The organism is Microbacterium paraoxydans (assembly GCF_020524545.1).
Taxonomy (GTDB): Bacteria; Actinomycetota; Actinomycetes; order Actinomycetales; family Microbacteriaceae; genus Microbacterium; species Microbacterium paraoxydans_C.
Map to the genome: position 1 here is coordinate 310315 of NZ_JAIVLG010000006.1, position 22104 is coordinate 332418.

The 22104-nt window shown below is 69.1% G+C and carries 19 protein-coding genes; 12 read left to right on the top strand and 7 right to left on the bottom strand.

The genetic code is table 11. The features are described 5' to 3' along the window. Positions 1-202: 202 nt before the first annotated feature. A complete protein-coding gene (locus LC041_RS14130) occupies positions 203-1900 on the top strand; it encodes an FAD-dependent oxidoreductase (RefSeq protein WP_226533728.1) in 1698 nt (565 codons plus the stop codon). Here the strand turns inward: LC041_RS14130 and LC041_RS14135 are convergent. Further along, on the bottom strand, positions 1847-2854 hold the full coding sequence (locus LC041_RS14135; protein WP_226533729.1) for a LacI family DNA-binding transcriptional regulator: 1008 nt from the start codon (positions 2852-2854) through the stop codon (positions 1847-1849). The two genes, LC041_RS14130 and LC041_RS14135, sit on opposite strands and share 54 nt — an antisense overlap. An 85-nt stretch (positions 2855-2939) precedes the next feature. Beyond that, positions 2940-4610, bottom strand: coding sequence for a glycoside hydrolase family 13 protein (locus tag LC041_RS14140; RefSeq protein WP_226533730.1), 1671 nt, complete (start codon positions 4608-4610; stop codon positions 2940-2942). A 182-nt stretch (positions 4611-4792) separates the two neighbouring features. Between LC041_RS14140 and LC041_RS14145 the strand changes: the two genes are divergently transcribed. Beyond that, entirely contained in the window at positions 4793-5221 is a 429-nt protein-coding gene (locus tag LC041_RS14145) for a DUF1761 domain-containing protein (protein WP_226533731.1), read from the top strand. 144 nt (positions 5222-5365) lie between these two features. Then, complete coding sequence (locus LC041_RS14150; protein WP_226533732.1) at positions 5366-6631, top strand: hypothetical protein; 1266 nt, start codon at positions 5366-5368, stop codon at positions 6629-6631. A gap of 24 nt (positions 6632-6655) precedes the next feature. On the opposite strand, the gene purQ is transcribed toward LC041_RS14150, so the two are convergent. Genes purQ through LC041_RS14165 form a run of 3 tightly spaced genes read right to left on the bottom strand, consistent with a single transcriptional unit; the run spans position 6656 to position 8234 of the window. Next, on the bottom strand, positions 6656-7375 hold the full coding sequence (gene purQ / locus LC041_RS14155) for a phosphoribosylformylglycinamidine synthase subunit PurQ (protein ID WP_226533733.1): 720 nt from the start codon (positions 7373-7375) through the stop codon (positions 6656-6658). Positions 7376-7389: 14 nt separating this feature from the next. After that, positions 7390-7638: a phosphoribosylformylglycinamidine synthase subunit PurS gene (gene purS, locus LC041_RS14160; protein WP_226533734.1), complete on the bottom strand. Its 249-nt coding sequence runs from the start codon at positions 7636-7638 to the stop codon at positions 7390-7392. Between the two features lie 59 nt (positions 7639-7697). Beyond that, positions 7698-8234 (bottom strand): adenine phosphoribosyltransferase, encoded by a 537-nt coding sequence (locus tag LC041_RS14165; protein WP_226533735.1) that lies wholly within the window; start codon positions 8232-8234, stop codon positions 7698-7700. 238 nt (positions 8235-8472) lie between these two features. Between LC041_RS14165 and LC041_RS14170 the strand changes: the two genes are divergently transcribed. The 5 genes from LC041_RS14170 (at position 8473) to LC041_RS14190 (ending at position 14371) form a co-directional block, all read left to right on the top strand. Beyond that, positions 8473-9783 carry an ABC transporter substrate-binding protein gene (locus LC041_RS14170; protein ID WP_226533736.1) on the top strand — a complete coding sequence of 437 codons (1311 nt, stop codon included), beginning with the start codon at positions 8473-8475 and terminating at the stop codon, positions 9781-9783. Positions 9784-9890: 107 nt separating this feature from the next. Then, the gene (locus LC041_RS14175; RefSeq protein ID WP_226533737.1) at positions 9891-10931 is read left to right on the top strand and encodes a carbohydrate ABC transporter permease; all 1041 of its coding nucleotides are present in this window, start codon (positions 9891-9893) and stop codon (positions 10929-10931) included. Further along, on the top strand, positions 10928-11818 hold the full coding sequence (locus LC041_RS14180; RefSeq protein WP_226533738.1) for a carbohydrate ABC transporter permease: 891 nt from the start codon (positions 10928-10930) through the stop codon (positions 11816-11818). The genes LC041_RS14175 and LC041_RS14180 overlap by 4 nt, the downstream gene beginning before the upstream one ends. A gap of 5 nt (positions 11819-11823) precedes the next feature. Continuing rightward, positions 11824-13254 carry a GH1 family beta-glucosidase gene (locus tag LC041_RS14185; protein WP_226533739.1) on the top strand — a complete coding sequence of 477 codons (1431 nt, stop codon included), beginning with the start codon at positions 11824-11826 and terminating at the stop codon, positions 13252-13254. A 121-nt stretch (positions 13255-13375) separates the two neighbouring features. Beyond that, entirely contained in the window at positions 13376-14371 is a 996-nt protein-coding gene (locus LC041_RS14190; protein WP_226533740.1) for a LacI family DNA-binding transcriptional regulator, read from the top strand. A 7-nt stretch (positions 14372-14378) separates the two neighbouring features. Here the strand turns inward: LC041_RS14190 and LC041_RS14195 are convergent, their stop codons facing one another. Further along, positions 14379-15032, bottom strand: coding sequence for a GntR family transcriptional regulator (locus tag LC041_RS14195; protein WP_226533741.1), 654 nt, complete (start codon positions 15030-15032; stop codon positions 14379-14381). A gap of 172 nt (positions 15033-15204) precedes the next feature. Between LC041_RS14195 and LC041_RS14200 the strand changes: the two genes are divergently transcribed. The 4 genes from LC041_RS14200 to LC041_RS14215 all read left to right on the top strand — a co-directional run bounded on the left by LC041_RS14200 (position 15205) and on the right by LC041_RS14215 (position 20640). Then, positions 15205-16482: an NRAMP family divalent metal transporter gene (locus tag LC041_RS14200; RefSeq protein WP_226533742.1), complete on the top strand. Its 1278-nt coding sequence runs from the start codon at positions 15205-15207 to the stop codon at positions 16480-16482. Positions 16483-16486: 4 nt separating this feature from the next. Further along, the gene (locus LC041_RS14205) at positions 16487-17251 is read left to right on the top strand and encodes a LamB/YcsF family protein (RefSeq protein ID WP_226533743.1); all 765 of its coding nucleotides are present in this window, start codon (positions 16487-16489) and stop codon (positions 17249-17251) included. 63 nt (positions 17252-17314) lie between these two features. Then, the gene (locus tag LC041_RS14210) at positions 17315-18913 is read left to right on the top strand and encodes a 5-oxoprolinase subunit B/C family protein (protein WP_226533744.1); all 1599 of its coding nucleotides are present in this window, start codon (positions 17315-17317) and stop codon (positions 18911-18913) included. Continuing rightward, on the top strand, positions 18910-20640 hold the full coding sequence (locus LC041_RS14215) for an acetyl/propionyl/methylcrotonyl-CoA carboxylase subunit alpha (RefSeq protein ID WP_226533745.1): 1731 nt from the start codon (positions 18910-18912) through the stop codon (positions 20638-20640). Before LC041_RS14210 ends, LC041_RS14215 begins: the two co-directional genes overlap by 4 nt. Positions 20641-20763: 123 nt before the next feature. On the opposite strand, the gene LC041_RS14220 is transcribed toward LC041_RS14215, so the two are convergent. Continuing rightward, on the bottom strand, positions 20764-22092 hold the full coding sequence (locus LC041_RS14220; RefSeq protein WP_226533746.1) for a uracil-xanthine permease family protein: 1329 nt from the start codon (positions 22090-22092) through the stop codon (positions 20764-20766). Positions 22093-22104 lie beyond the last annotated feature (12 nt).

A 22104-nucleotide genomic window follows, 5' to 3' on the forward strand; every position in this document is an offset into this window, starting at 1 on the left:
CACGAAGATACCCATGGGGGTATCAGTGAGGAGTCGAGAACATGTGCCGAGCAGTCCGTTGCAAGACCTGCGGAAAGACGACCTGGGCGGGATGCGGTCAGCACGTCGCGGAAGTGCGGCGAACGGTCCCCGCTGCGCAGTGGTGCTCCGGGCATCCGAAGGAGCAGGCGCAGGGCGGCTTCTTCTCACGGATGTTCCAGCGATGACCACGGCCGAACCACGTACCGTCGTCGTGGTCGGCGGTGTCGCCGGGGGGATGTCCGCCGCCGCGCGCCTTCGCCGCCTCGACGAGCGGGCGCGGATCGTCGTCTTCGAGCGCGGTCCCGAGGTCTCGTATGCGAATTGCGGGCTGCCCTATTACGTCGGCGGCGTGATCGCCGAGCGGGAGTCGCTGCTCCTGCAGACGCCCGCATCGTTGCGCAGCCGGTTCGGGCTCGATGTCCGGGTGCGTCACGACGTCGTGCGCATCGACACCGCGCAGAAGCTGGTCGAGGTCGAAGAACTCGATTCGGGGCGCCGCTTCACGCAGAGCTACGACAGCCTGATCCTCGCCACGGGTGCGCGCCCGCGCCGGGACGAACCGGTCTCCGATATCCCCGTCCGTGCCCTGCGGACGGTCGATGATGCCGATGCGATCGATGCCGCTCTCGTGCGACCCGGTCTTCCGGTCGTCGTCGTCGGCGGTGGCTACACGGGCCTGGAAGCGGTCGAGAACCTCGTGGCGCGCGGAGCCTCGGTGACCCTCGTGCAGCGAGGGGCTCAGCTGCTCTCGCCCCTCGACGCGGAGATGGCCGCCCCGATCGCCGCGGAGGTCCGTGCGCGCGGTGTCGACGTGCGTCTCGGCGTCGAGGTCGTGGGCGCCGAATCCGGGTACGTCACGTTGAGCGACGGGGCTTCCGTCCCCGCGGAACTCCTGATCGACGCCTCCGGGGTGGTGCCGGAGACCGCGCTGGCGGAGCGCGCCGGCATCCGGATCGGCGAGACCGGTGGCATCGAGGTCGACGCGCGGTGCCGCACGAGTGCGCCCGACGTGTTCGCCGTGGGAGACGGGGTCGAGAAGCTCGAGCTCGTGGGCGGGGGCACGGCTCTCGTCACGATGGCCGGTCTCGCGAACAGGCATGGCCGCATGGTGGCCGACCTCATCGCGGGGCGGACCGAGACGGCGCGACCGGCACTCGGCACCGGGATCGTCCAGGTGTTCGGGATCGCAGCGGGGAAGACGGGCTGGAGTGAACGGCAGCTCCGAGCGGCGGGGCGAGAGTTCTATGTCGTGCATGTGCATCCCGGGTCCCACGCCGGGTACTACCCCGGTGCCGAGACGTTGTCGATGAAGCTGCTCGCAGACCCGCAGTCCGATGCCATCCTCGGCGTGCAGATCGTCGGGCGGGACGGCGTCGACAAGCGGCTCGACGTGATCGCGACGGCCATGCACGCAGGCATGCCGGCCGCAGAGCTCGCGCAGCTCGAACTCGCCTATGCGCCGCAGTTCGGCTCGGCGAAGGATGCGGTGAACATCCTGGGCTACGTCGCGGAGAACACCCGGACCGGTACGACGCCGACGATCCAGTGGCATGAGCTCGAGGCCGCGCAGGGTGCCGGGGCGGCGCTGATCGATGTCCGCACACCGGCGGAGTTCGCGGCGGGAGCGATCCCCGGCGCCGTGAACGTGCCGCTCGACGAGCTGCGGGACCGGTTCGACGAGCTGCCCGACGGCGAGGTCGTGGTCCACTGCCAGGTCGGACTGCGCGGACACATCGCCACGCGCATCCTCCGTCAGCGCGGAGTGGATGCCCGCAACCTCGACGGCGGCTACCGCACCTGGCGCGACGGCGCCGGGTCTCCGCGGTCAGAGCAGACGGGCGGTGGTCCCGCGCACGTTCAGCTCGTAGGGCAGCGCTGACGGGATGTGGACCTCGTCCGGGGTGGTGAGCTTCGCCAGCACGGCGTCCGCGGCGCGTTCGCCCTGGCCCAGCGGGAACTGATCGACCGTGGTCAGGCGGAAGAACTCGCCGAGCTCGTGCCCGTCGATACCGACGATCGACAGCTCCTGCGGCACGTTGAAGCCCAGGTCCCGGGCCGCGAGCAGTGCGCCGATCGCCATCTCGTCGGACGCGGCGAACACCGCCGTCGGGCGGGGCCCCGGGCGTCCGAGGAGCTGCTTCGCGGCCCGGTAGCCACCCTCGACCGTGAAGTCCGCCGGCTCGAGGAACGCGTGGTTCAGAGGAATCCGGGCCCTCGCCAGAGCCTTCTCGAAGCCCAGGCGGCGGTTGGTGGGGATGTGGAAGTCGATGTCGAACTCGGGGTTGGCCCCGATGTGCGCGATGTCGGTGTGGCCCAGGCCGATCAGGTGCTCGGTCGCCAGCTGCGCCACCGCGACGTCGTCGACCGTGAGGGTGTCGAGCTTCGGGTTCGGGCCGCCGATCGCGATCACGGGTAGCCCCAGGTCGAGGAGGAGCTGCGTCTCCTCCTCGTCGAGTTCGATCGACACGGCGATGACGGCATCCACGCGCTGCCGCCGCAGGAAGGTGTCGAACACGTGCCGACGCACGTCCTTGTCGGCGGTGATGTTGTAGAGCGTGATGTCGTAGCCGGCGCGCATCAGGGCGGCGGAGACACCGGAGAGCACGGTGCTGAAGAACCACCGGTCGAGGAACGGCACCACGACGCCGACGTTGCGGGTGCGGCCGGACGCGAGGCTCGATGCTCGCGAGGAGACGACGTAGCCGAGCGACTGCGCCGCCGACTGCACGCGTTCGCGGGCGGACTCCGACACGTGACCGCGTCCGCTCAGCGCGCGCGAGACGGTCGCGGTCGACACCCCCGCGAGTCGGGCGACCTCATCGATGCTGGCCATGCGTTCCTCTGTCGACTGTGCTCCGGTCGCGATATGACACCCCTGAGCCGCAGGGGAGCTGTCATATCGCGACCGGAAGGGGCTCTCAGGCCTGGACGGCCGTGGTGTACCAGACGGCGGTGTCGACCGGGACGGCCGCTCCGTCGAACGGCTGGCTCTGCAGGATCACGACGGCGTTCGCGGGCAACTCGATCGGCGCGGTGCCGAGGTTCGCGATCACGTGCACATCGCCACGGCGGAAGGCCACGGCGTCGGGCCCCGCTTCCTCCCAGATCAGCGATCCGGCACCGAAGCCGTGCTCACGACGCCCCGCCAGCAGGCGCTTGTAGAGCGCGAGGGTCGACGCGGGATCGGTCTCCTCGACATCGCGCGCGTAGGCCGCCCACTCGTCCGGCTGCGGGAGCCACGACAGGCCGGTGTCGTTGAAGCCGAAGGCCGGAGCCTCCGCCTCCCAGGGCAGCGGCACGCGGCAGCCGTCCCGGCCGTAGCGCTCGCCGTGGGTGCGGAACCAGGTCGGGTCCTGACGGAACTCGTCGGGGATCTCCATGGCCTCGGGCAGTCCGAGCTCCTCGCCCTGGTAGAGGTACGACGACCCGGGGAGCGCGAGCATCAGAGTGGTCGCAGCCCGGGCGCGGGCGAGGCCGGTCGCGGTGTCGGGCTTGTTCGGGGTGTTCGGTCCGATGCCCTCGCCCTGCGGGTTCTCTGCCGTGAGAGCCAGACGTGAAGCGTGACGCACGACGTCGTGGTTCGACAGCACCCACGTGCTGGGGGCGCCGACCGCGCCGAACTCGTCTAGCGACTCGCGGATGACGTCGCGCAGAGCCTTCGCGTCCCACGACGTCATGAGGTAGGGGAAGTTGAACGTCTGGTGCATCTCATCCGGACGCACCCAGAGCGCAGTCTGGGCGAGCGTCGGCATCCAGGCCTCGCCGCACAGGGCGCGATCGCCGTCGTACTCGGCGAGCACGGTGTGCCAGTCGCGGTAGATGTCGTGCACGCCGTCCTGACCCCAGTAGGGAACGTTCGACTCGCCGCCGCCCATGGAGTCGGCATCGCTCGGAGGCGTGTAGTCGGGCAGGCCGTCGGCCTTGACCATGCCGTGGGCCACGTCGACACGGAAGCCGTCGACGCCGCGGTCGAGCCAGAAGCGCAGGATGGAGCGGAACTCCTCGCGCACCTCCTCGTTCGTCCAGTCGAAGTCGGGCTGCGTGGCGTCGAAGATGTGCAGGTACCACTGGCCGGGGGTGCCGTCGGCCTCGACGACACGCTCCCACATGCCGCCGCCGAACACGGACTCCCAGTTGTTCGGCGGGAGTTCGCCGTTCTCGCCCTTGCCGTCGCGGAAGATGTAGCGCGCGCGCTCAGGGCTTCCGGGAGCCGCTTTGAGCGCCTCCTGGAACCAGACGTGCTGGTCGGAGGAGTGGTTCGGGACCAGATCGACGATCACGCGGATGCCGCGGGAGTGCGCTTCCTCCAGCATCAGATCGAAGTCGGCGAGTGTGCCGAAGAGCGGGTCGACGTCGCGGTAGTCGGCGACGTCGTAGCCGGCGTCGCGCTGCGGGCTGGTCATGAACGGGCTCAGCCAGATCGCGTCGACGCCCAGTTCCTGCAGCGAGTCGAGGCGGCTGGTGATGCCCGGCAGGTCGCCGATGCCGTCGCCCGAGGCATCCGCGAAGGAGCGGGGGTAGATCTGGTAGATGACGGCGCTGCGCCACCACTCGGAACCGGGGGCTGCGATCTGCTCAAGCTGTGCCATGCGAAACAGGCTACTGCAAACGCTTACATACTTGCCAGAGCAGGAGTCGAATCGGTTCGGTGAAGGGATTCGCCCGTGGCGGAGGCGAGCGTCTTGCATCCGTGGAGGGATCAGGCGGGTGTCGAAGACCGCGTGCGCACCGGCGGGAGTAGGGTGGCGGCATCCGAGGAGTGGAGGCTGTCATGGTTCCGGAGATCAACTACTGGGCGGTCCTGTTGGCCACCGCATCGAGCATGGTCGTCGGCTCGGTCTGGTACGCCAGAGGCGTGTTCGGCACGCGCTGGGCGAGACTCGCCAACGTCGACATGGATCGACCGGCCGCCACGGCGATGTGGCCCATCATCACCACGGTCATCGTGAGCTTCATCACGGCCTGGGTGCTCGCCGGAGCAGCCGCCATCGCCTGGCACTTCTACGGCGGATCGTTCTTCTGGGGCGCGATCGTCACGGCGGTCACGCTGTGGGCGGGCTTCACGGCCGCGCGCTTCATCACGCATGATGCGTTCGAGGGCCGTTCGACGAAGTTGACCACGCTGAACATCGCCCACGAGCTGGTCACCGTCGTCGTGATGGCGGTGATCATCGGCGTCTGGCCGCCCGCACTGGCATAGCGTTCGCCAATGTGGCAACGGCGAAATGGCAATATATAGACTTTCGCCCCTTCTCGGGCTTCGACGGAACTGTCAGGCTCAGTCCGTGACCTCGAGGTCGCCTGCGCGTCATCCCCAGCGCGCGGTTCTGACCGAGGGGTCCCCATGTCCGGTTCTTCGCGTCGCTCGGCGCCGTGGATCATCGTCGCTGCGCTCGTCGCCGCGGCTGTCCTCGCCGGCGCGGCCCCTGCTGCCCTGGGCGCAGGCAGGGCCGCGGACGGTTCGACGCCCGGCGCGGGAACACCGGAGGCCGCAAAGTCGGTGGCACTGGCCTACGAGTTCCTCGACGCCAGGGTCGACGAATTCTGCGACGGCGCGGGACATTGCCTGCCGCGCAGCTACCAGGGCGGATTCTTCACCACGCCCACCTGGGACTTCACTCCGTCGTTCGTGTACGACGATGCGCTGGTCGTGATCGCCTACACCGCACGGGGGCTGCCGGACGACCTCCGTCGTGCGCGAGCGATCGGCGACACGCTCCTCTTCGTGCAGGAGAACGACCCGATCGGCGACGGACGAACCCGTGCCTCGTACGAGCCGCACGGCATCCGCCAAGGACGGGTGGAGATCACCGGACCGGGCAGCTTCACCGGAAACCAGGCCTGGGTCGGGCTGGCTCTCGCGCGGCTCGCGCACGCGACAGGGGAGCCGCGCTACCTCGACGGGGCGTTGCGCGCGGCGCAGTGGATCCAGGACAACACCGCCGACATGGTCCGGGCTCCGTATGGCTACACCGGCGGTCAGCTCGAGGACGGCACGTCGCTGACCTGGAAGTCCACCGAGCACAACAGCGACATCGCGGGGTTCTTCGCACAGCTGGCGCAGCTCACCGGTGACGAGGTGTGGGCGGACCGGGCAGCCGTGGCCGCCGGCTTCGTCGCGGCGATGCAGAGCGCGGACGGTCATGTGAACACCGGCACCGGCCTCGACGGCTCGACCGTCAACACGCGTCCCATCCCGCTGGACGGGCAGACCTGGAGTGCGCTCGCCACAGGCGACCCGCGCTACGGCGCCGCGCTGGACTGGACGCTCGCGAACCTGATCGCGACCGACGGTCCCTACACGGGGCCGTCGATCAGCGAGGTCGACGTGTCGAAGGCGTGGTTCGAGGGCAGCGGACACCTCGCGCTGGCCCTGCGCCTGCGCGACGGAGTGGGCGACGCGGACCGAGCGGAGGTGTTGCTGAGCAGCATCCGGCTGGCGCAGCGCGATGCCCCGAACGGAGACGGAAAGGGTATCGTCGCGACCTCGAACGATGGGCTCGACTCCGGATTCGGCGATCTCTACTACGCGAGTCTGCACACGGGCGCGACGGCCTGGTACCTGCTCGCGGCAGCGGGGAGCAACCCCTTTACGCTCCCGGGCGAGTGAAGCCCGGACGACCGACGCCAGGTGCTACGCGGCGACGCGGGCCACAGCGGCGATCGCGCTCGTGAAGAAGTCGAGTCCGTCGACGCCGCTGCGCATGGCGGCTGCGGTGTCGGGGCCGAAGCCCGCCTCGGTCGCGTGCTCGGGGTGCGGCATGAGGCCGACCACGTTGCCCGCCTCGTTCGTGAGGCCCGCGATGTCGCGCAGTGAGCCGTTCGGGTTGACCCCGGCGTAGCGGAACGCCACGAGTCCTTCGCCCTCGATGCGGTCGAGCGTCTGCTCGTCGGCGATGTAGCCGCCGTCGGCGTTCTTGAGCGGGATCACGATCTCCTGGCCGCTGCGGAACGCGTTCGTCCAGGCGGTGTCGGAGTTCTCGACCGTGAGCTTCTGGTCACGGCGCACGAAGTGCTGGTGGTTGTTGCGGATCAGGCCGCCGGGAAGCAGGTGTGCTTCGACGAGCATCTGGAACCCGTTGCAGATGCCCAGGACGGGCATGCCCTTCGCCGCGGCGTCCTTGACTTCGGCCATGATCGGGGAGAGCGCGGCGATCGCACCGGCGCGCAGATAGTCGCCGTAGCTGAAGCCGCCGGGGAGGACGAGCGCGTCGACGCCCTCGAGGTCGTGTGAACCGTGCCACAGGGCGACGGGTTCGGCGCCGGCGATGCGCACCGCGCGCTGGGCGTCACGGTCGTCGAGCGACCCGGGGAAGGTGATGACGCCGATGCGGACGGTCCGTTTGCCGGTCACGGCCGTTCCTTGCGTCACTGGGCGACCTCGATGCCGACGACGTCCTCGATCACGGAGTTGGAGAGCACCTCGTCGGCGATGCGCTTGGCTTCGGCGAGGACCTCGTCGGTGACCTCGCCCTCGACGGTGAGCTCGAAGCGCTTGCCGATGCGGACGTCGGAGAAGCCCTCCACGCCGAGGCGGGCGAAAGCGCCGGAGACGGCCTTCCCCTGCGGGTCGAGCAGTTCGGGCTTGGGCATGACGTCGACGACGATGGTGGGCATGAACGGCTCCGGGAGTCGCGGGCGGACGGGCGCACTCAGTCTACTGCCCCCGGCGGAGACTACTCCGCGGAGTGGAAGACCGTGTGCAGGTCGCCGACGGCCTCGCGGCCGCCGAGACCGTCGATCTCGAACAGCACCGAGATGCCGATGACGTGGCTGCCGAGCCGCTCGACCAGCTGGCGTCCCGCGGCGAGGGTGCCGCCGGTGGCGAGCACGTCGTCGATCAGCAGCACCCGCGACCCGGAAGGCAGGTCGTCGTGCATCTCGATCGTGGCGGTGCCGTACTCGAGCGCGTAGTCCACGGAGGCGGCGGGGCGCGGCAGTTTGCCGGCCTTCCGGATCGGGATGAGTCCCACGCCCGCTGCGATCGCCGCGGCACTGGCGAGGATGAATCCACGAGCCTCGATGCCCGCGATCACGTCGAACTGCCCGGCGAAGGGCTCGATGATCGCCTCGGTCGTCACGCGGAGCGCCTCGGCGTCGGCGAGGAGCGGCGTGATGTCGCGGAAGATGATCCCCGGCTGCGGGTAGTCCGGGACGTTGCGGATCAGGGCTTCAGCGCGGACGAGGGCAGGGGAGAGCGTGGCTTCGGGCACCGGACAAGGCTACGCCGGGTTCACAACTCCGCAGAATCGGACCGGTTCGGGGCTCAGGGAGGCTTCCTGCCCCTCGGTGCCCGCCTGATTGAGGAGTTGTGAACAGGACCGGGTTCGCACCGGCCGGGTTGACACCGTGGGAGCGCTCCCATAGAGTGACTGCTCAACCCGTGGGAGCGCTCCCACGATCATCCTGAAGCACCACACCTCAGCACGAACCACCACAAAGGAGTGAACTGTGAACACACGTGCCCGCCACCGGATCCTCGCGATCGCAGCTGTGGCCTCCGTCTCCGCCCTGGCCCTGGCCGGCTGCTCCGGCAGCTCCGGCGACACCTCGGAGGGAAGCGACGACGAAGAGGTCACACTGACCGTCACCACATTCGGCACCTTCGGCTACGAAGACCTCTACAAGGAATACGAGAAGGCACACCCGAACGTCACCATCGAGGCGACCAACATCGACACGGGTGGCAACGCCCGCACGGACGCGTTCACGAAGATCGCCGCCGGCTCCGGTCTCAGCGACATCGTCGCGATCGAGGAGGGCTGGCTCGGCGCGATCATGGACGTCTCCGACACCTTCGTCGACCTGCGCGACTACGGCATCGAGGACCGCAAGGACGACTGGGTCGACTGGAAGTACGGTCAGGCGACCGATGCCGACGGCCGTGTGATCGGCTACGGCACGGACATCGGTCCGAGCGGCATCTGCTACAACGGCGCCGCGTTCGAGGCTGCAGGACTCCCGAGCGACCGCGAGTCGGTCGCCGAGCTGTTGAACGGCGATTGGGAGAACTACTTCGCCGTCGGCGCGGACTACACCGCCAAGACCGGCAAGGCCTGGTACGACCATTCCGGCTTCGTGTGGAACGCCATGGTGAACCAGCTCGACGAGGGGTACTACACCGCAGACGGCGAGCTGAACGTCGAGGGCAACGCCGAGCTCCAGGAGCGCTTCGAGCTGCTGGGTGCGGCGACCGAGGGCGGTCAGTCCGCCGCGCAGACGGCCTGGGACTGGAACGGCGGCAAGTCGTTCGTCGACGGGACCTTCGCGACCTTCGTGTGCCCGGGCTGGATGCTCGGCGTCGTGCAGGGCCAGGTCGAGGCCGGCGGCGGAGACGCGTCGACCGGATGGGACTTCGCCGACGTGTTCCCGGGCGGTGCGGCCAACTGGGGCGGTGCCTTCCTCTCGATCCCGGAGTCTTCGCAGCACAAGGAGGCAGCCGCCGAGCTCGCCGACTGGCTGACCCAGCCCGAGCAGCAGGTGAAGCAGTCCGCAGCCGCGGGCAACTTCCCCTCCACGATCAAGGCGCAGGAGACGCTCGCCGCGGACGCGACGCCGAACGCGTTCTTCAACGACGCGCCGACCGGGGCGATTCTCGCTGAGCGCGCCAAGGGCGTGGTCGCGCAGTTCAAGGGGGCGGATGACTCGGTCATCCAGGAGAACGTCTTCGGCCCGGCTCTCAGCAGCCTGGACCGCGGCGAGACCGACACGCAGGGGGCCTGGGACCAGGCGATCGGTCTGCTGAACGACCTCGTCGGCTGACCCCGGCGGACCTCCACTTCCGGTCGCAGTCTCGCTCGGTATCGCCCGTGCATTCCGAGCGAGACTGCGACCGGAACCCCTCGGAAATCCGGGACAAGGACACCCCCATGACTCTCACCGCCCCGCCCGCGGAGCACCGCGAGACGGCATCCCCGACGAAGGACGCCGTGCCGAAGCGCTCCTGGCGCCAGCGCGTCTCGCGGTTCGACCAGAACGCCTCGCCGTACTTCTACATCTCGCCGTTCTTCCTGCTGTTCGGGCTGGTCGGCCTGTTCCCCCTGCTCTACACCGTGTGGGTCGCCGTGCACGAGTGGGATCTGCTCAAGGGGGAGGGGGACTTCGTCGGGTTCGGCAACTTCGCCGAGATCCTCGGTGACGCGATGTTCTGGAACTCGATCGGCAACACCCTGAGCATCTTCCTGCTCTCGGCCATCCCGCAGCTCGCCGTCGCCCTCGTGATCGCGTACCTCCTCGACCGTGGACTGCGCGCTCCGACGTTCTGGCGGATGAGCGTGCTGATCCCGTTCGTGGTCACGCCGGTCGCGGTCGCCATCATCTTCTCGAGCATCTTCAACGAAGCCGACGGCCTGGCCAACAATCTGCTCAATCTCGTCGGGATCGCCGACCAGGAGTGGAAGCACAACACGGCCCTGTCGCACATCGCGATCGCGGTCATGGTGAACTTCCGCTGGACGGGCTACAACGCCCTCATCCTGCTGGCAGCGATGCAGGCCGTGCCGCGCGACCTGTACGAGTCCGCCGCCCTCGACGGGGCCGGGGCCGCGCGCCGGTTCTTCTCGATCACGATCCCCACGATCCGTCCGACCCTGATCTTCGTGATCATCACGGCGACGATCGGCGGGTTGCAGATCTTCGCCGAGCCCCGCCTGTTCGACGTGTCCACCGCCGGGGGCATCGGCGGCAGCGATCGGCAGTTCCAGACCACCGTCCTGTTCCTGTGGGAACTCGCCTTCTTCCGTCGCAACCTCGGCGAAGCCTCCGCCGTGGCGATCCTGCTCTTCCTGCTGATCGTCGGCATCGGCGTCATCAACTTCCTGATCTCCCGGCGGATCTCCACGGGCGACGCCCCGAAGAATCGCGCGGCCCGCCGCCGCGTGCGCACGACCACCGAGAAGGAGTCCCGATGACCGCCACGCAGGCTCTCAGCGTGCCGGAGAAGATCCGGCGTCGCCGCAGCGCGTCCTCCGGGATCGCGGGGATCGGCAGTCGACCCGGCTTCCTCACCTACGGACTGCTGGCCGCGTTCATCATCGGCAGCGTCTATCCGCTGTGGTGGTCGGTCGTGGTCGCGAGTGGCACCAACGCCACTCGCGGCGAGACGCTTCCCCTGATCCCCGGCGGGAACTTCCTCACCAACGCCGCGCAGGTGTTCGATGCGATCCCTTTCTGGCTCGCGCTCGGCAATTCGTTCCTGATCTCGAGCATCATCACCCTCTCGGTCGTCACGTTCTCGACACTCGCCGGCTACGCGTTCGCGAAACTGCGCTTCAAGGGACGCGACGGGCTGATGATCTTCGTGATCGCGACGATGGCGATCCCGACGCAGCTCGGCATCATCCCTCTGTTCATGCTGATGCGCGAGCTCGGCTGGACCGGAACCATCGGCGCGGTGATCGTGCCGACCCTGGTCACCGCGTTCGGCGTGTTCTTCATGCGGCAATACCTGGTCGACGTCATTCCGGACGAGCTCATCGAGGCCGCGCGCATGGACGGCGCGAACCAGTTCCGCACCTTCCTGAACGTGGGCGTCCCGGCGGCGCGCCCGGCCATGGCGATCCTCGGCCTCTTCACCTTCATGACCGCGTGGACCGACTACCTGTGGCCGTTGATCGTGCTCTCGCCCCAGAACCCGACGCTGCAGACGGCCCTCAGCCAGCTGCAGTCGGGGTACTACATCGACTACTCGATCGTGCTCGCCGGCGCGGTGCTCGCGACCCTCCCGCTGCTCGTGCTCTTCGTGGTCGCGGGTCGGCAGCTGGTCAGTGGCATCATGGCGGGCGCGGTGAAAGGATGACCCCTATGACCCGCTCCTTCCCTGAGAACTTCCTCTTCGGTGCCGCGACGGCGGCGTATCAGATCGAGGGGGCGGCGTTCGAGGACGGGCGCACCGCATCGATCTGGGACGCGTTCGCCCGCGTGCCCGGTGCCGTCATCGGCGCAGAGAACGGCGATGTGGCCTGCGACCACTACCACCGATACCCGCAGGACGTCGCGCTCATGAAGGAGCTCGGCCTGCAGACGTACCGGTTCTCGACGTCGTGGTCGCGGGTGCGGCCGGACGGCAGTGCGGTCAACCCCGCCGGGGTCGACTTCTACGAGCGTCTGGTCGACGAGCTGCTCGGCGCCGACATCCTGCCCTGGTTGACGCTGTACCACTGGGACATGCCGCAGGCGCTGCAGGAGATCGGCGGGTGGACGAACCGTGACACGGTCGACCGATTCCTCGAGTACGCGGGCACCATGCACGATGCGCTCGGCGACCGCGTGAACGTGTGGACGACGCTGAACGAGCCGTGGTGCTCGTCCTTCCTCTCGTACACGGCGGGGGAGCACGCGCCGGGGCACACCAGCGTCGCCGAGGGCATGCTCGCGGCGCACCACCTGCTGCTCGCGCATGGCAGCACCGTGCAGGAGCTGCGTGGACGCGATGCCTCGCTCAACCTCGGCATCACGCTGAACCACACCGTCGCAGATCCTGCCGATCCGCAGAATCCCGCCGACGTCGATGCGGCCCGCCGTGTGGACGGCCAGTTCAACCGCTGGTTCCTCGATCCGATCTACCGCGGCAGCTATCCGGCCGACATCGTCGAGGACATCCGGGCGGTCGATGCGGAGGCGGTCGAGCGGTTCGAGGCGGCCGTCCGCGACGGCGACCTCGAGATGATCGCACAGCACATCGACTCCCAGGGAGTGAACTACTACCACGGCGACTTCGTGTCCGGCACGGCACCGGCCGAAGGGCCCGTCTCCGCGGAGCCGGACACCGACCGCGTCCGGCGCAGCCCCTATCCCTCGAGCTCCGACATCCACGCGGTCGAGCGCGGTCTGCCCCGCACGGCACAGAACTGGGAGGTGCAGCCCGAAGGCCTCACCCGCGTGCTGCAGCGGATCTGGGCCGAGTACGCCGAACCGGCCGGCACCGTGCTCTACATGACCGAGAACGGTGCGGCGTACGACGACGTCGTGGTGGTCGAGGACGGCGAGAAGCGTGTGCACGACGCCGACCGCACCGAGTTCCTGCGGCTGCACTTGGGCGCGGTGCTCGATGCGGCGGATGCGGGGGTCGACGTGCGCGGCTACTTCTACTGGTCGCTGTTCGACAACTTCGAGTGGGCGTGGGGCTACGACAAGCGCTTCGGCATCGTGCGCGTCGACTACGACACGCAGGAGCGCACGCTCAAGGACTCCGGCCGGGAGTACGCCCGCATCATCGCCGCTCGCGCCCTGTAGGAGGGCGTCCTTCCCCTTCGAATCGCGCAAACGGCGGCATCCTCGGCCGAAACGGAGCCGTTTGCGCGATTCGAACGGAGATGGTCAGCGACAATAGGGCGATGGAAGAGTGCGTACGCTGATGTCGCCCCGAGCGACCATCGAAGAGGTGGCATCCGCCGCCGGGGTCTCCCGGTCCACCGTGTCGCGGGTGGTGAACGGATCGACGGCAGTGAGCCCGGAGGCCCTGGCCGCCGTGCGCGCCGCGATCGACGAGCTGAACTACGTTCCCAACCGCGCGGCACGTTCCCTGGCGTCGAGACAGACGCACGCGATCGCCCTGATCGTCCCCGAAGACACGACGCGCTTCTTCGGCGACCCGTTCTTCGCGGCCATCGTCGCGGGCATCACGGGGGCACTCGGCAGCTCGGACTACCTGCTCAACCTGCTGATCGCGAGCGACGATCCCGGCGACAAGATGACCAGCTTCGTGCGCAACGGCGGTGTCGACGGCGCGCTGATCGTGTCGCACCACACGAGCGACGCCTTCGTCGACCGGATCGCGGACGCGGTTCCCGTCGTCTTCGGCGGCCGGCCGGTGCGCCGCCATGAGGGCGACTACGTGGTCGATGTCGACAACGTCACCGGAGCGCGCAACGCCACCCAGCGCCTGATCGACATCGGCCGTACGCGCATCGCGACGATCTCCGGGCCGCTGACGATGGTCGCGTCGGTCGACCGCGTGCAGGGCTTCCGCGATGCGCTGAAGGCTGCCGGGCTCTCCCCGTACGCGGAGGAGGAGGGGGATTACAGCGAGGCCAGCGGGGCGGAGGCCGCTCGGCGGCTCCTCGCGGGCGGACGCCCCGACGCGATCTTCATCGCGAGCGACCTGATGGCTCGCGGAGCCTTGACGGCGCTGCGGGCGTCGGGGCTGCGGGTCCCGGAGGACATCGCCCTGGTGGGCTTCGACGATTCGTCGGTCGCGGTGAGCACGGATCCGCAGCTGACCACGATGCGTCAGCCGATGTACGCGCAGGGCGAGGCCATGGCCCGGATCCTGCTGTCCCGTCTCGCGGGCGAGAACCCGCCCACCACGACGATCCTGTCCACCGAGCTCGTGGTGCGCGCCTCGGCCTGACTCCGTATCACTCCAGGCGCATGCGGGCGAAGGCGCCGAGCACCACGCGCTCGGACTGCACGAGGTAGCGCTCGAGCTCGGTGGCTCCGGCCTGCGGGCCTCGCGCGAGGAAGGCGTCGAGCACGGCACGGTTCTTGCGGACGAAGGGTTCGTGCAGGGATCGCGGGTCGTCGATCTTGAGGAAGACCAGGCGGAGCTCGGCCGCCAGATCGCGGTAGGTGCGGGCGAGTCGGGGGCTGTCGGCGAGATCGACGAGTGCGACGTGGAAGGCCATGTTGGCGCTGCCGACCCGGCGCCAGGCCCGGGGGTCCTCCGTCGCCTCTGCCCGGGCGGCTTCCGCGGCCTCGACCGCGTCCTTCATCCGCTGGACGGCCGGATGCTCCGGTTCCGACTGCAGCAGCGCGGAGCATTCGATCACGCGGCGGGCCCGGTAGATGTCGATGACGTCGGCGATCGACGGGGAGGCGACGGAGACGCCGCGGTGCGGGATGTGCTCCAGCAGCCCTTGCTCGGCGAGTGCGCGGAATGCCTCGCGGAGGGTGTTGCGGGAGACGTCGAACTGCTCGGCGAGGGCGGACTCGGACAGTCGCGATCCGGGAGCGAAGTCGCCGTCGATGATGCGCTGACGGAGCACATCCGGGAGCATGCCCTGCTGGTTCATGCCTTCATCGTAGGTGGAGGCCGGATGGATCGTTCGAGGATCCGGTCCGGAAATCACAGAGAGGCAACGTCTTCGTAGCACAGCCGAAACAATATTGTTGAACAATCAGTGTCTATCCGTTCTACACTGGGGGTCACCCGACACCCACCAACGACGATGGGAATCCCCCTCCATGTCTGAGCACTCCACCGCCTCCCTCTCCCCGGAGGACGAAGTCCGTCTGGCCGGTGCGAAGAAGCGCGCCGGCCGCAGCGCCGTCATCGGCGCGATCTTCCTCATGGCCACCAGCGCCATCGGCCCCGGCTTCATCACCCAGACGGCCACGTTCACCGCGACGATGGGGGCGGCCTTCGCGTTCGCCATCCTCGTCTCGATCCTCGTCGACATCGCCGTGCAGCTGAACGTGTGGCGCATGATCACCTCGTCGGGCAAGCGCGCCGGCGAACTCGCCAACAGCGCCATCCCCTTCTCCGGACACGTGATCGCCGTCCTCGTCGTGATCGGTGGACTCGCCTTCAACATCGGCAACATCGCCGGTGGCGGGCTCGGCATGAACGCCCTTCTCGGGGTCGATCCGAAGCTCGGAGGCGCACTGACCGCGGCCCTCGCGATCATCATCTTCCTGATCAAGAAGGCGGGGCGCGTGATGGATGTCGTCCTGATCGTGCTCGGTCTCGGCATGATCGTCATGACCTTGATCGTGGCTTTCATCGCCCAGCCGCCGCTCGGTGAGGCGCTCACCCAGACCTTCCTCCCGGACGAGCTGAACTTCGCCACCATCACCACGATCGTCGGCGGAACGGTCGGCGGCTACATCACCTACTCCGGCGCCCACCGCTACCTCGACTCCGGGCACACCGGGCCCGAGCGCGCCGGCCCGGTGATGCGCGCCGCGGCCAACGGCATCCTCGTCACGGGCATCATGCGCTACGTCCTGTTCCTCGCGATCCTCGGTGTCGTGGCCTCCGGCGTGACGCTCGACCTGTCGAGCCAGGCCGCGAACCCCGCGGGTCAGGCGTTCGGCGCAGTGCTCGGCGACGCCGGACTGCGCATCTTCGGCGCCATCTTCTGGGCCGCCGCGATCAGCTCCGTCATCGGCGCGGCCTACACCTCCGCCACGTTCCTCTCCACGTTCACGAAGAAGCTCAGGGGCGGCTGGCCGCTGCAGCTCGCGACCGTCGCCTTCATCGTGGTGTCGCTGGCCGTGTACCTGTCGATCGGTACGGCTCCCGCAGCGATCCTCGTCTTCGTCGGCGGCTTCAACGGCTTGATCCTGCCGATCGGACTCACGGTGTTCATGTACATCGGCTGGTTCCGTCGGGATCTGCTCGGCTCGAAGAAGTACCCGCTGTGGCTGCTGATCGCCGGTACGCTCGTGACGCTGCTGACCTGGTACATGGGGATCGTCTCGGTCGGCCCCATCTTCGCCTTCCTCGGAATAGGAGCGTGATCGCATGACGTCGATCGACCTGAACTCGGACCTCGGCGAGAACGTCGCCGACCGGATCGTCAGCGACGATGCGAGCATGCTCCGCCTCGTCACGAGTGCGAACGTGTCGTGCGGCTTCCACGCAGGCAGCCCGGAGGGCATCCGCGAGACGCTCGCAGATGCGGTCCAGGGCGGCGTCGTGATCGGCGCGCACCCCGGCTACCGCGACTACGAGAACTTCGGACGCACGAAGATCGACATCGACTCGGCCACCCTCCAGGCGCACGTCGAGTATCAGCTCGGATCGCTGATGGGGCTCGCCTCCGCGGTCGGCGGACGGGTCGCCTACGTCAAGCCGCACGGTGCGCTGTACAACACGATCGCGCGGGACGAGCGTCAGTCGAAGGACGTCGTGGCCGCGATCCGTGCGCTCGACCCGAGCCTGGTGCTGCTGGGCCTGTCCGGAGGCGTCGTGCTCGACGTCGCCGAGCGCGCAGGGCTCGCCGTCGCGGCGGAGGCCTTCGCCGATCGCGCCTACCAGCCGGACGGTCAGCTGGTGTCGCGCACCGAGGAGGGCGCCGTGCTGCACGACCCGGCCGCGGTCGCCGAGCGCATGGTGCGCCTGGCCGCCGAGGGGGTGATCCGCGCGATCGACGGCACCGATGTGCCCGTGGCCGCGCAGTCGATCTGCGTGCACGGCGACAGCCCCGGCTCGGTGGCGATGGCGGCCGAGACGAAGCGGATGCTGCAGGACGCCGGCATCACCATCGCGCCGTTCGCGGGCGTCTGACATGGTCGTCCTCGCCACCGCCGAACAGCTCGGACCTCCCGTCACGACGGAGCGCCTCGACTGATGCGCATCCTCACGGCATCCGATCATGCTCTGCTCGTCGAGGCGGCCGACCTCGACGAGGCGATGCGCCTGAACCTCGCGTGGGAGGGAGTGCCCGGGATCGTCGAGCGCATCCCCGGAGCCCGCACCGTGCTCGTGCGCTTCGATCCGCTGCGGGTCTCCGCCGTCGAGCTGGCGACCGCGCTCTCGGCCGTGGAGATCGACACCGCGCAGCTGCCGGGCGCGGGGAAGGTCGCCGTGCCGGTGCGGTACGACGGCGAAGACCTCGACGAGGCGGCCGCCCTGCTCGGGGTCTCGGCCGCGGAGCTGGTCAACCGGCATCTCGCTGCCGACTGGCGGGTGGCGTTCTCGGGCTTCGCCCCCGGATTCGGCTACGTGGTCAGCAGCGATCCCCTGTTCGACGTGCCGCGCCGCTCCTCGCCGCGCACGCGCGTACCCGCCGGATCGGTCGCGCTCGCCGGCGCGTTCACCGGGGTGTATCCGCGCGAGAGCCCCGGGGGCTGGCAGCTGATCGGCCGCACGGACGCCGTGATGTGGGACATCGACCGCGACCCTCCCGCGCTCCTGGCCCCCGGCGCCTCCGTGCGGTTCGAGCAGGTGCGCGGTGCGGCTCGGCTGGGTTCGCCGGGCCGAAACGGAGACGACTTGGCGCACACTGGGCGCGTCGTGGAGCAACACGCCGCGACGGATGCGGATGCCCTGGGTTTCGGCGCGGATGCTGCGGTCGAGGTCGTCCGCTCGTCACTGCAACTGCTGGTGCAGGATGCCGGACGCCCGGGGTTCGCGGCGCTCGGGGTCTCGGCTTCCGGGGCGGCCGACCGCCGGGCCATGCACGATGCGAACCGTGCGGTGGGCAATGCGCGCGAGGCTGCGATGCTGGAGAGCGTCGGCGGTGCGGTGCTGCGATTCCGGGGAGCCGGTGTCGCCGCGGTCACCGGAGCGATCGGCGCCCTCAGCCTGACCGACGTCGACGGCGTCGTCCGTTCCGTGGAGCACGGCGTGCCCTTCGCCACGGTCGACGGCGACGAGCTGGCCCTCGGTCACCCGGAACGCGGGCTGCGCTACGTCATCGCCGTCCGCGGGGGACTGGGGGCGTCAGCCGCACTGGGCAGCCGCGCAGCCGACACCCTGGCCGGACTCGGACCGGAGCCGCTGACCGCCGGCGCGGTCGTCCCCGTCGGCGGTGTCGCGCCCCACCCGGTCGAGCCCGACGCCGTGCCCCGAGAGCTTCCGGCCGTCGGCGACCACGTCGACCTCGAGATCACTCTCGGTCCCCGCGACGACTGGTTCACGGCAGAAGCGCTCGCGACCCTCACCGCTCAGGAGTGGACGGTGACCCCGCGCTCCGACCGGGTCGGCATCCGGCTTCAGGGCGAGACGCCGCTGGAACGCGCCCGCGGCGGGGAGCTGCCGAGCGAGGGCGCCGTGACCGGTGCGATCCAGGTGCCGCCCGACGGCCAGCCCGTGCTGTTCCTCCCCGACCACCCCCTCACCGGGGGATACCCGATCATCGGTGCACTCACGGACCGCAGCCTCGACCTCGCAGGTCAACTGGCACCGGGCGTGCGCCTCCGCTTCATCGTCAAGGAGACCTCATGACCACCGCGCCGACCACGCAGAGGATCCTGATCGCGAATCGTGGAGAGATCGCCGTGCGCGTCATCCGTGCCTGTGCCGAAGCCGGCTATGCATCGATCGCGGTGTACGCCGACCAAGACGTCGACGCCCTCCACGTGCGCCTGGCCGACGAGGCCGTGGGGCTCGTCGGCACCACGGCCGCCGACACGTACCTCTCCATCGACGCGCTGCTCGCCGCCGCGCGCCAGTCGGGGGCGACCGCCGTGCACCCCGGCTACGGATTCCTCTCGGAGAGCGCCGCGTTCGCGCGGGCGGTGGAGGAGGTCGGGCTGGTCTGGATCGGCCCGACGCCCGCGAGCATCGACGCGCTCGGAGACAAGATGACCGCGCGTCGCATCGCGCAGCAGGTCGGTGCTCCTCTGGCAGCCGGAACCGATGAGCCGCTGGCCGGCGCGGAGGAGGCCGTGGCATTCGCAGAAGAGCATGGTCTCCCGATCGCGATCAAGGCGGCCTTCGGCGGTGGCGGGCGAGGACTCAAAGTCGTGCGCGAGCTGTCCGCGGTCGTGGAGGCGTTCGATGCGGCCACCCGCGAGGCCATCGCCGCGTTCGGTCGGGGTGAGTGCTTCGTGGAGCGGTTCCTGGAGAGCCCCCGCCACATCGAGGTGCAGGTGCTCGGCGACGGTGGCGGGGGAGTCGTGGTCGTCGGCGATCGCGACTGCTCGATGCAGCGCCGCAACCAGAAGCTCATCGAGGAGGCGCCGGCGCCCGGACTGTCTGTCGAGCAGCGGACCCGGTTCCACGACGCCGCACGTTCGATCTGCGCGGAGGTCTCCTACCGCGGGGCCGGCACGGTGGAGTTCCTGCTCGCCGCCGACGGCACCATCTCGTTCCTCGAGGTGAACACCAGGCTCCAGGTGGAGCATCCGGTCACCGAAGCGGTCGCCGGGGTCGACCTGGTGCGCGAGCAGTTCCGTATCGCGTTCGGGGAAGGCCCGTCGTTCGTCGAGACGCCAGTGCCCGTCGGCCACGCACTCGAGTTCCGGATCAATGCCGAAGACCCCGGCCGCGGGTTCCTGCCAAGCCCCGGTCGCGTCGAGCGGCTGCGGATCCCGGGTGGTCCCGGTGTGCGGTGGGACAGCGGCATCGACGAGGGCGATGTCGTGCAGCCGGCCTTCGACTCGATGATCGCCAAGCTCATCGTGCACGCAGAGTCCCGCGACGCGGCCATCGTGCGCGCGCGAAGGGCACTTCGTGAGCTCGTGGTGGAGGGCCCGGCGACGGTCATCCCGTTCGACCTGCTCGCCCTCGATGATGCGGCGTTCGCCACCGAGACCTTCGCGGTGCACACGCAATGGATCGAGAGCACGCTGCTGCCGCGGCTGGAGATGCAGTCCCGCCCGGACGCGCTGCCGGACGCCGGGCTGCAGCGCTTCCCGGTCGAGATCGACGGACGGCGGGTGACGCTCGGTCTTCCGGCCGCGCTGCTGGCGGGGCTCGGGCCGTCGACGGGCGCCGCCATGCCCGCATCCGCAGCCGATCCGAGCGAGCTGCGCTCACCGGTGCCGGGCACGCTCGTGCGGTGGCTCGTCGAGGAAGGCGCCGAAGTCGTGCAGGGGGATCCGGTCGCCGTCATCGACGCCATGAAGATGGAGACGACGATCGAGGCCCATCGCTCCGGCACGCTTGCACAGCGGGCCGCGCTGTCCGCGACGGTCTCCGCCGACGGTGTGCTCGCGGTCATCGACTGAACCGCGTTCACAACTCCGCAGAAACGCAGCCGTTCCGGGTCAAGCCGGCCGCACGAAGCGGGACTCGGGCTGATTCTGCGGAGTTGTGAACCGAGACGGCGGGTGAACCCGCGGGAGAGCCGGCTACTCGGGGTCGCCGCCGAGCGGGCCGACGGCCTCGAGAGGCTTCGGGTCATCGGCGCCGGTCTTGCGCAGACGGGCGATCAGGTTGCCCAGGTGGTAGATCAGGATCGCTGCGACCGTGGCGATGACGATTCCACCGAGTTCGAAGCCGGAGGCCTCGTCCTTGATCATGAACCCTCCGACGGCCATGATCAGCGCCACGGCGGCCGTGTACTGGTTGACCGGGCGGGAGAAGTCGACGCGGTTGTCGACCCAGATCTTGATGCCGATGACACCGATCAGGCCGTACAGCGCGGTGGTCACGCCGCCGAGGACACCGGCGGGTACTGAGTTGATGACCTCGCCGAACTTGGGCGAGAGGCTGAGGAGGATCGCAGCGGCTCCGGCCACCCAGTACGCGGCGGTGGAGTAGACGCGGGTGGATGCCATCACGCCGATGTTCTCGCCGTAGGTCGTGGTGCCCGAGCCGCCGAAGAATCCGGCCAGGGTGGTCGAGACGCCGTCCGCGATCAGGGCCTTCCCGGTCTGCTGGTTCACGGTCGCATCACCGGTCATGGTCGCGACGCCGCGCACGTGGCCGACGTTCTCTGCGATCAGCACCAGGACGACCGGGAGGAACATCGCCAGCGCCGTCAGCGTGCCGGGCTCGGTGAAGTTCGGGAAGGTGAAGGTGGGCAGCCCGATCCAGTCCGCCTTCTCGACGGCTGTGAAGTCCAGTTCCCCGCGGAAACCCGCGAAGATGTAGCCCGCGATCACACCGAGGAAGATCGAGATGCGTCCGAGGAAGCCGCGGAAGACCACAGCGAAGAGGATCGTGATCGCGAGGGTGAAGGTCGCGGTCACGGGGGCGGCGGCGTAGTTGTTGTGCGCTGCGCCTGCGAGGTTGAACCCGATGAGGGCGACGATGGTTCCCGCGAGGACCGGCGGCAGGAAGCGGTCGACCCACTTCACTCCGACCGTGTGCACCACGACGCCGATGATCGCCAGGAGCACACCCACGGCCACGATGCCGGCCAGGGCGGTGCCCATGTTCGCGGAGGCGGTCGCTGCCGTGACCGGTGCGATGAAGGCGAAGGAGGACCCGAGGTAGCTGGGCAGCTTGTTGCGGGTGATCAGCAGGAACAGGATCGTGCCGACACCGCTGAACAGCAGCGTGGTGGCGACCGGGAAACCGGTGATGATCGGCACCAGGAAGGTGGCCCCGAACATCGCGACGACGTGCTGGAGCCCGATCGCGATCGTCGCCGGCCAGTTCAGGCGCTCATCGGGACGGACGACGGCATCGGGTTCGACCGTTCGGCCGTTTCCGTGCAGCTTCCACAGGGCCATGCGGGCTCCTCA

What these genes read in the sequence shown, in the direction of transcription:
- LC041_RS14130 (WP_226533728.1), top strand. Translation starts at nt 203, where the DNA reads ATGACCACGGCCGAACCACGTACCGTCGTCGTGGTCGGCGGTGTCGCC.
- LC041_RS14135 (WP_226533729.1), bottom strand. Translation starts at nt 2,854, where the DNA reads ATGGCCAGCATCGATGAGGTCGCCCGACTCGCGGGGGTGTCGACCGCG.
- LC041_RS14140 (WP_226533730.1), bottom strand. Translation starts at nt 4,610, where the DNA reads ATGGCACAGCTTGAGCAGATCGCAGCCCCCGGTTCCGAGTGGTGGCGC.
- LC041_RS14145 (WP_226533731.1), top strand. Translation starts at nt 4,793, where the DNA reads ATGGTTCCGGAGATCAACTACTGGGCGGTCCTGTTGGCCACCGCATCG.
- LC041_RS14150 (WP_226533732.1), top strand. Translation starts at nt 5,366, where the DNA reads ATGTCCGGTTCTTCGCGTCGCTCGGCGCCGTGGATCATCGTCGCTGCG.
- purS (WP_226533734.1), bottom strand. Translation starts at nt 7,638, where the DNA reads ATGCCCACCATCGTCGTCGACGTCATGCCCAAGCCCGAACTGCTCGAC.
- LC041_RS14175 (WP_226533737.1), top strand. Translation starts at nt 9,891, where the DNA reads ATGACTCTCACCGCCCCGCCCGCGGAGCACCGCGAGACGGCATCCCCG.
- LC041_RS14180 (WP_226533738.1), top strand. Translation starts at nt 10,928, where the DNA reads ATGACCGCCACGCAGGCTCTCAGCGTGCCGGAGAAGATCCGGCGTCGC.
- LC041_RS14185 (WP_226533739.1), top strand. Translation starts at nt 11,824, where the DNA reads ATGACCCGCTCCTTCCCTGAGAACTTCCTCTTCGGTGCCGCGACGGCG.
- LC041_RS14190 (WP_226533740.1), top strand. Translation starts at nt 13,376, where the DNA reads ATGTCGCCCCGAGCGACCATCGAAGAGGTGGCATCCGCCGCCGGGGTC.
- LC041_RS14195 (WP_226533741.1), bottom strand. Translation starts at nt 15,032, where the DNA reads ATGAACCAGCAGGGCATGCTCCCGGATGTGCTCCGTCAGCGCATCATC.
- LC041_RS14200 (WP_226533742.1), top strand. Translation starts at nt 15,205, where the DNA reads ATGTCTGAGCACTCCACCGCCTCCCTCTCCCCGGAGGACGAAGTCCGT.
- LC041_RS14205 (WP_226533743.1), top strand. Translation starts at nt 16,487, where the DNA reads ATGACGTCGATCGACCTGAACTCGGACCTCGGCGAGAACGTCGCCGAC.
- LC041_RS14210 (WP_226533744.1), top strand. Translation starts at nt 17,315, where the DNA reads ATGCGCATCCTCACGGCATCCGATCATGCTCTGCTCGTCGAGGCGGCC.
- LC041_RS14215 (WP_226533745.1), top strand. Translation starts at nt 18,910, where the DNA reads ATGACCACCGCGCCGACCACGCAGAGGATCCTGATCGCGAATCGTGGA.
- LC041_RS14220 (WP_226533746.1), bottom strand. Translation starts at nt 22,092, where the DNA reads ATGGCCCTGTGGAAGCTGCACGGAAACGGCCGAACGGTCGAACCCGAT.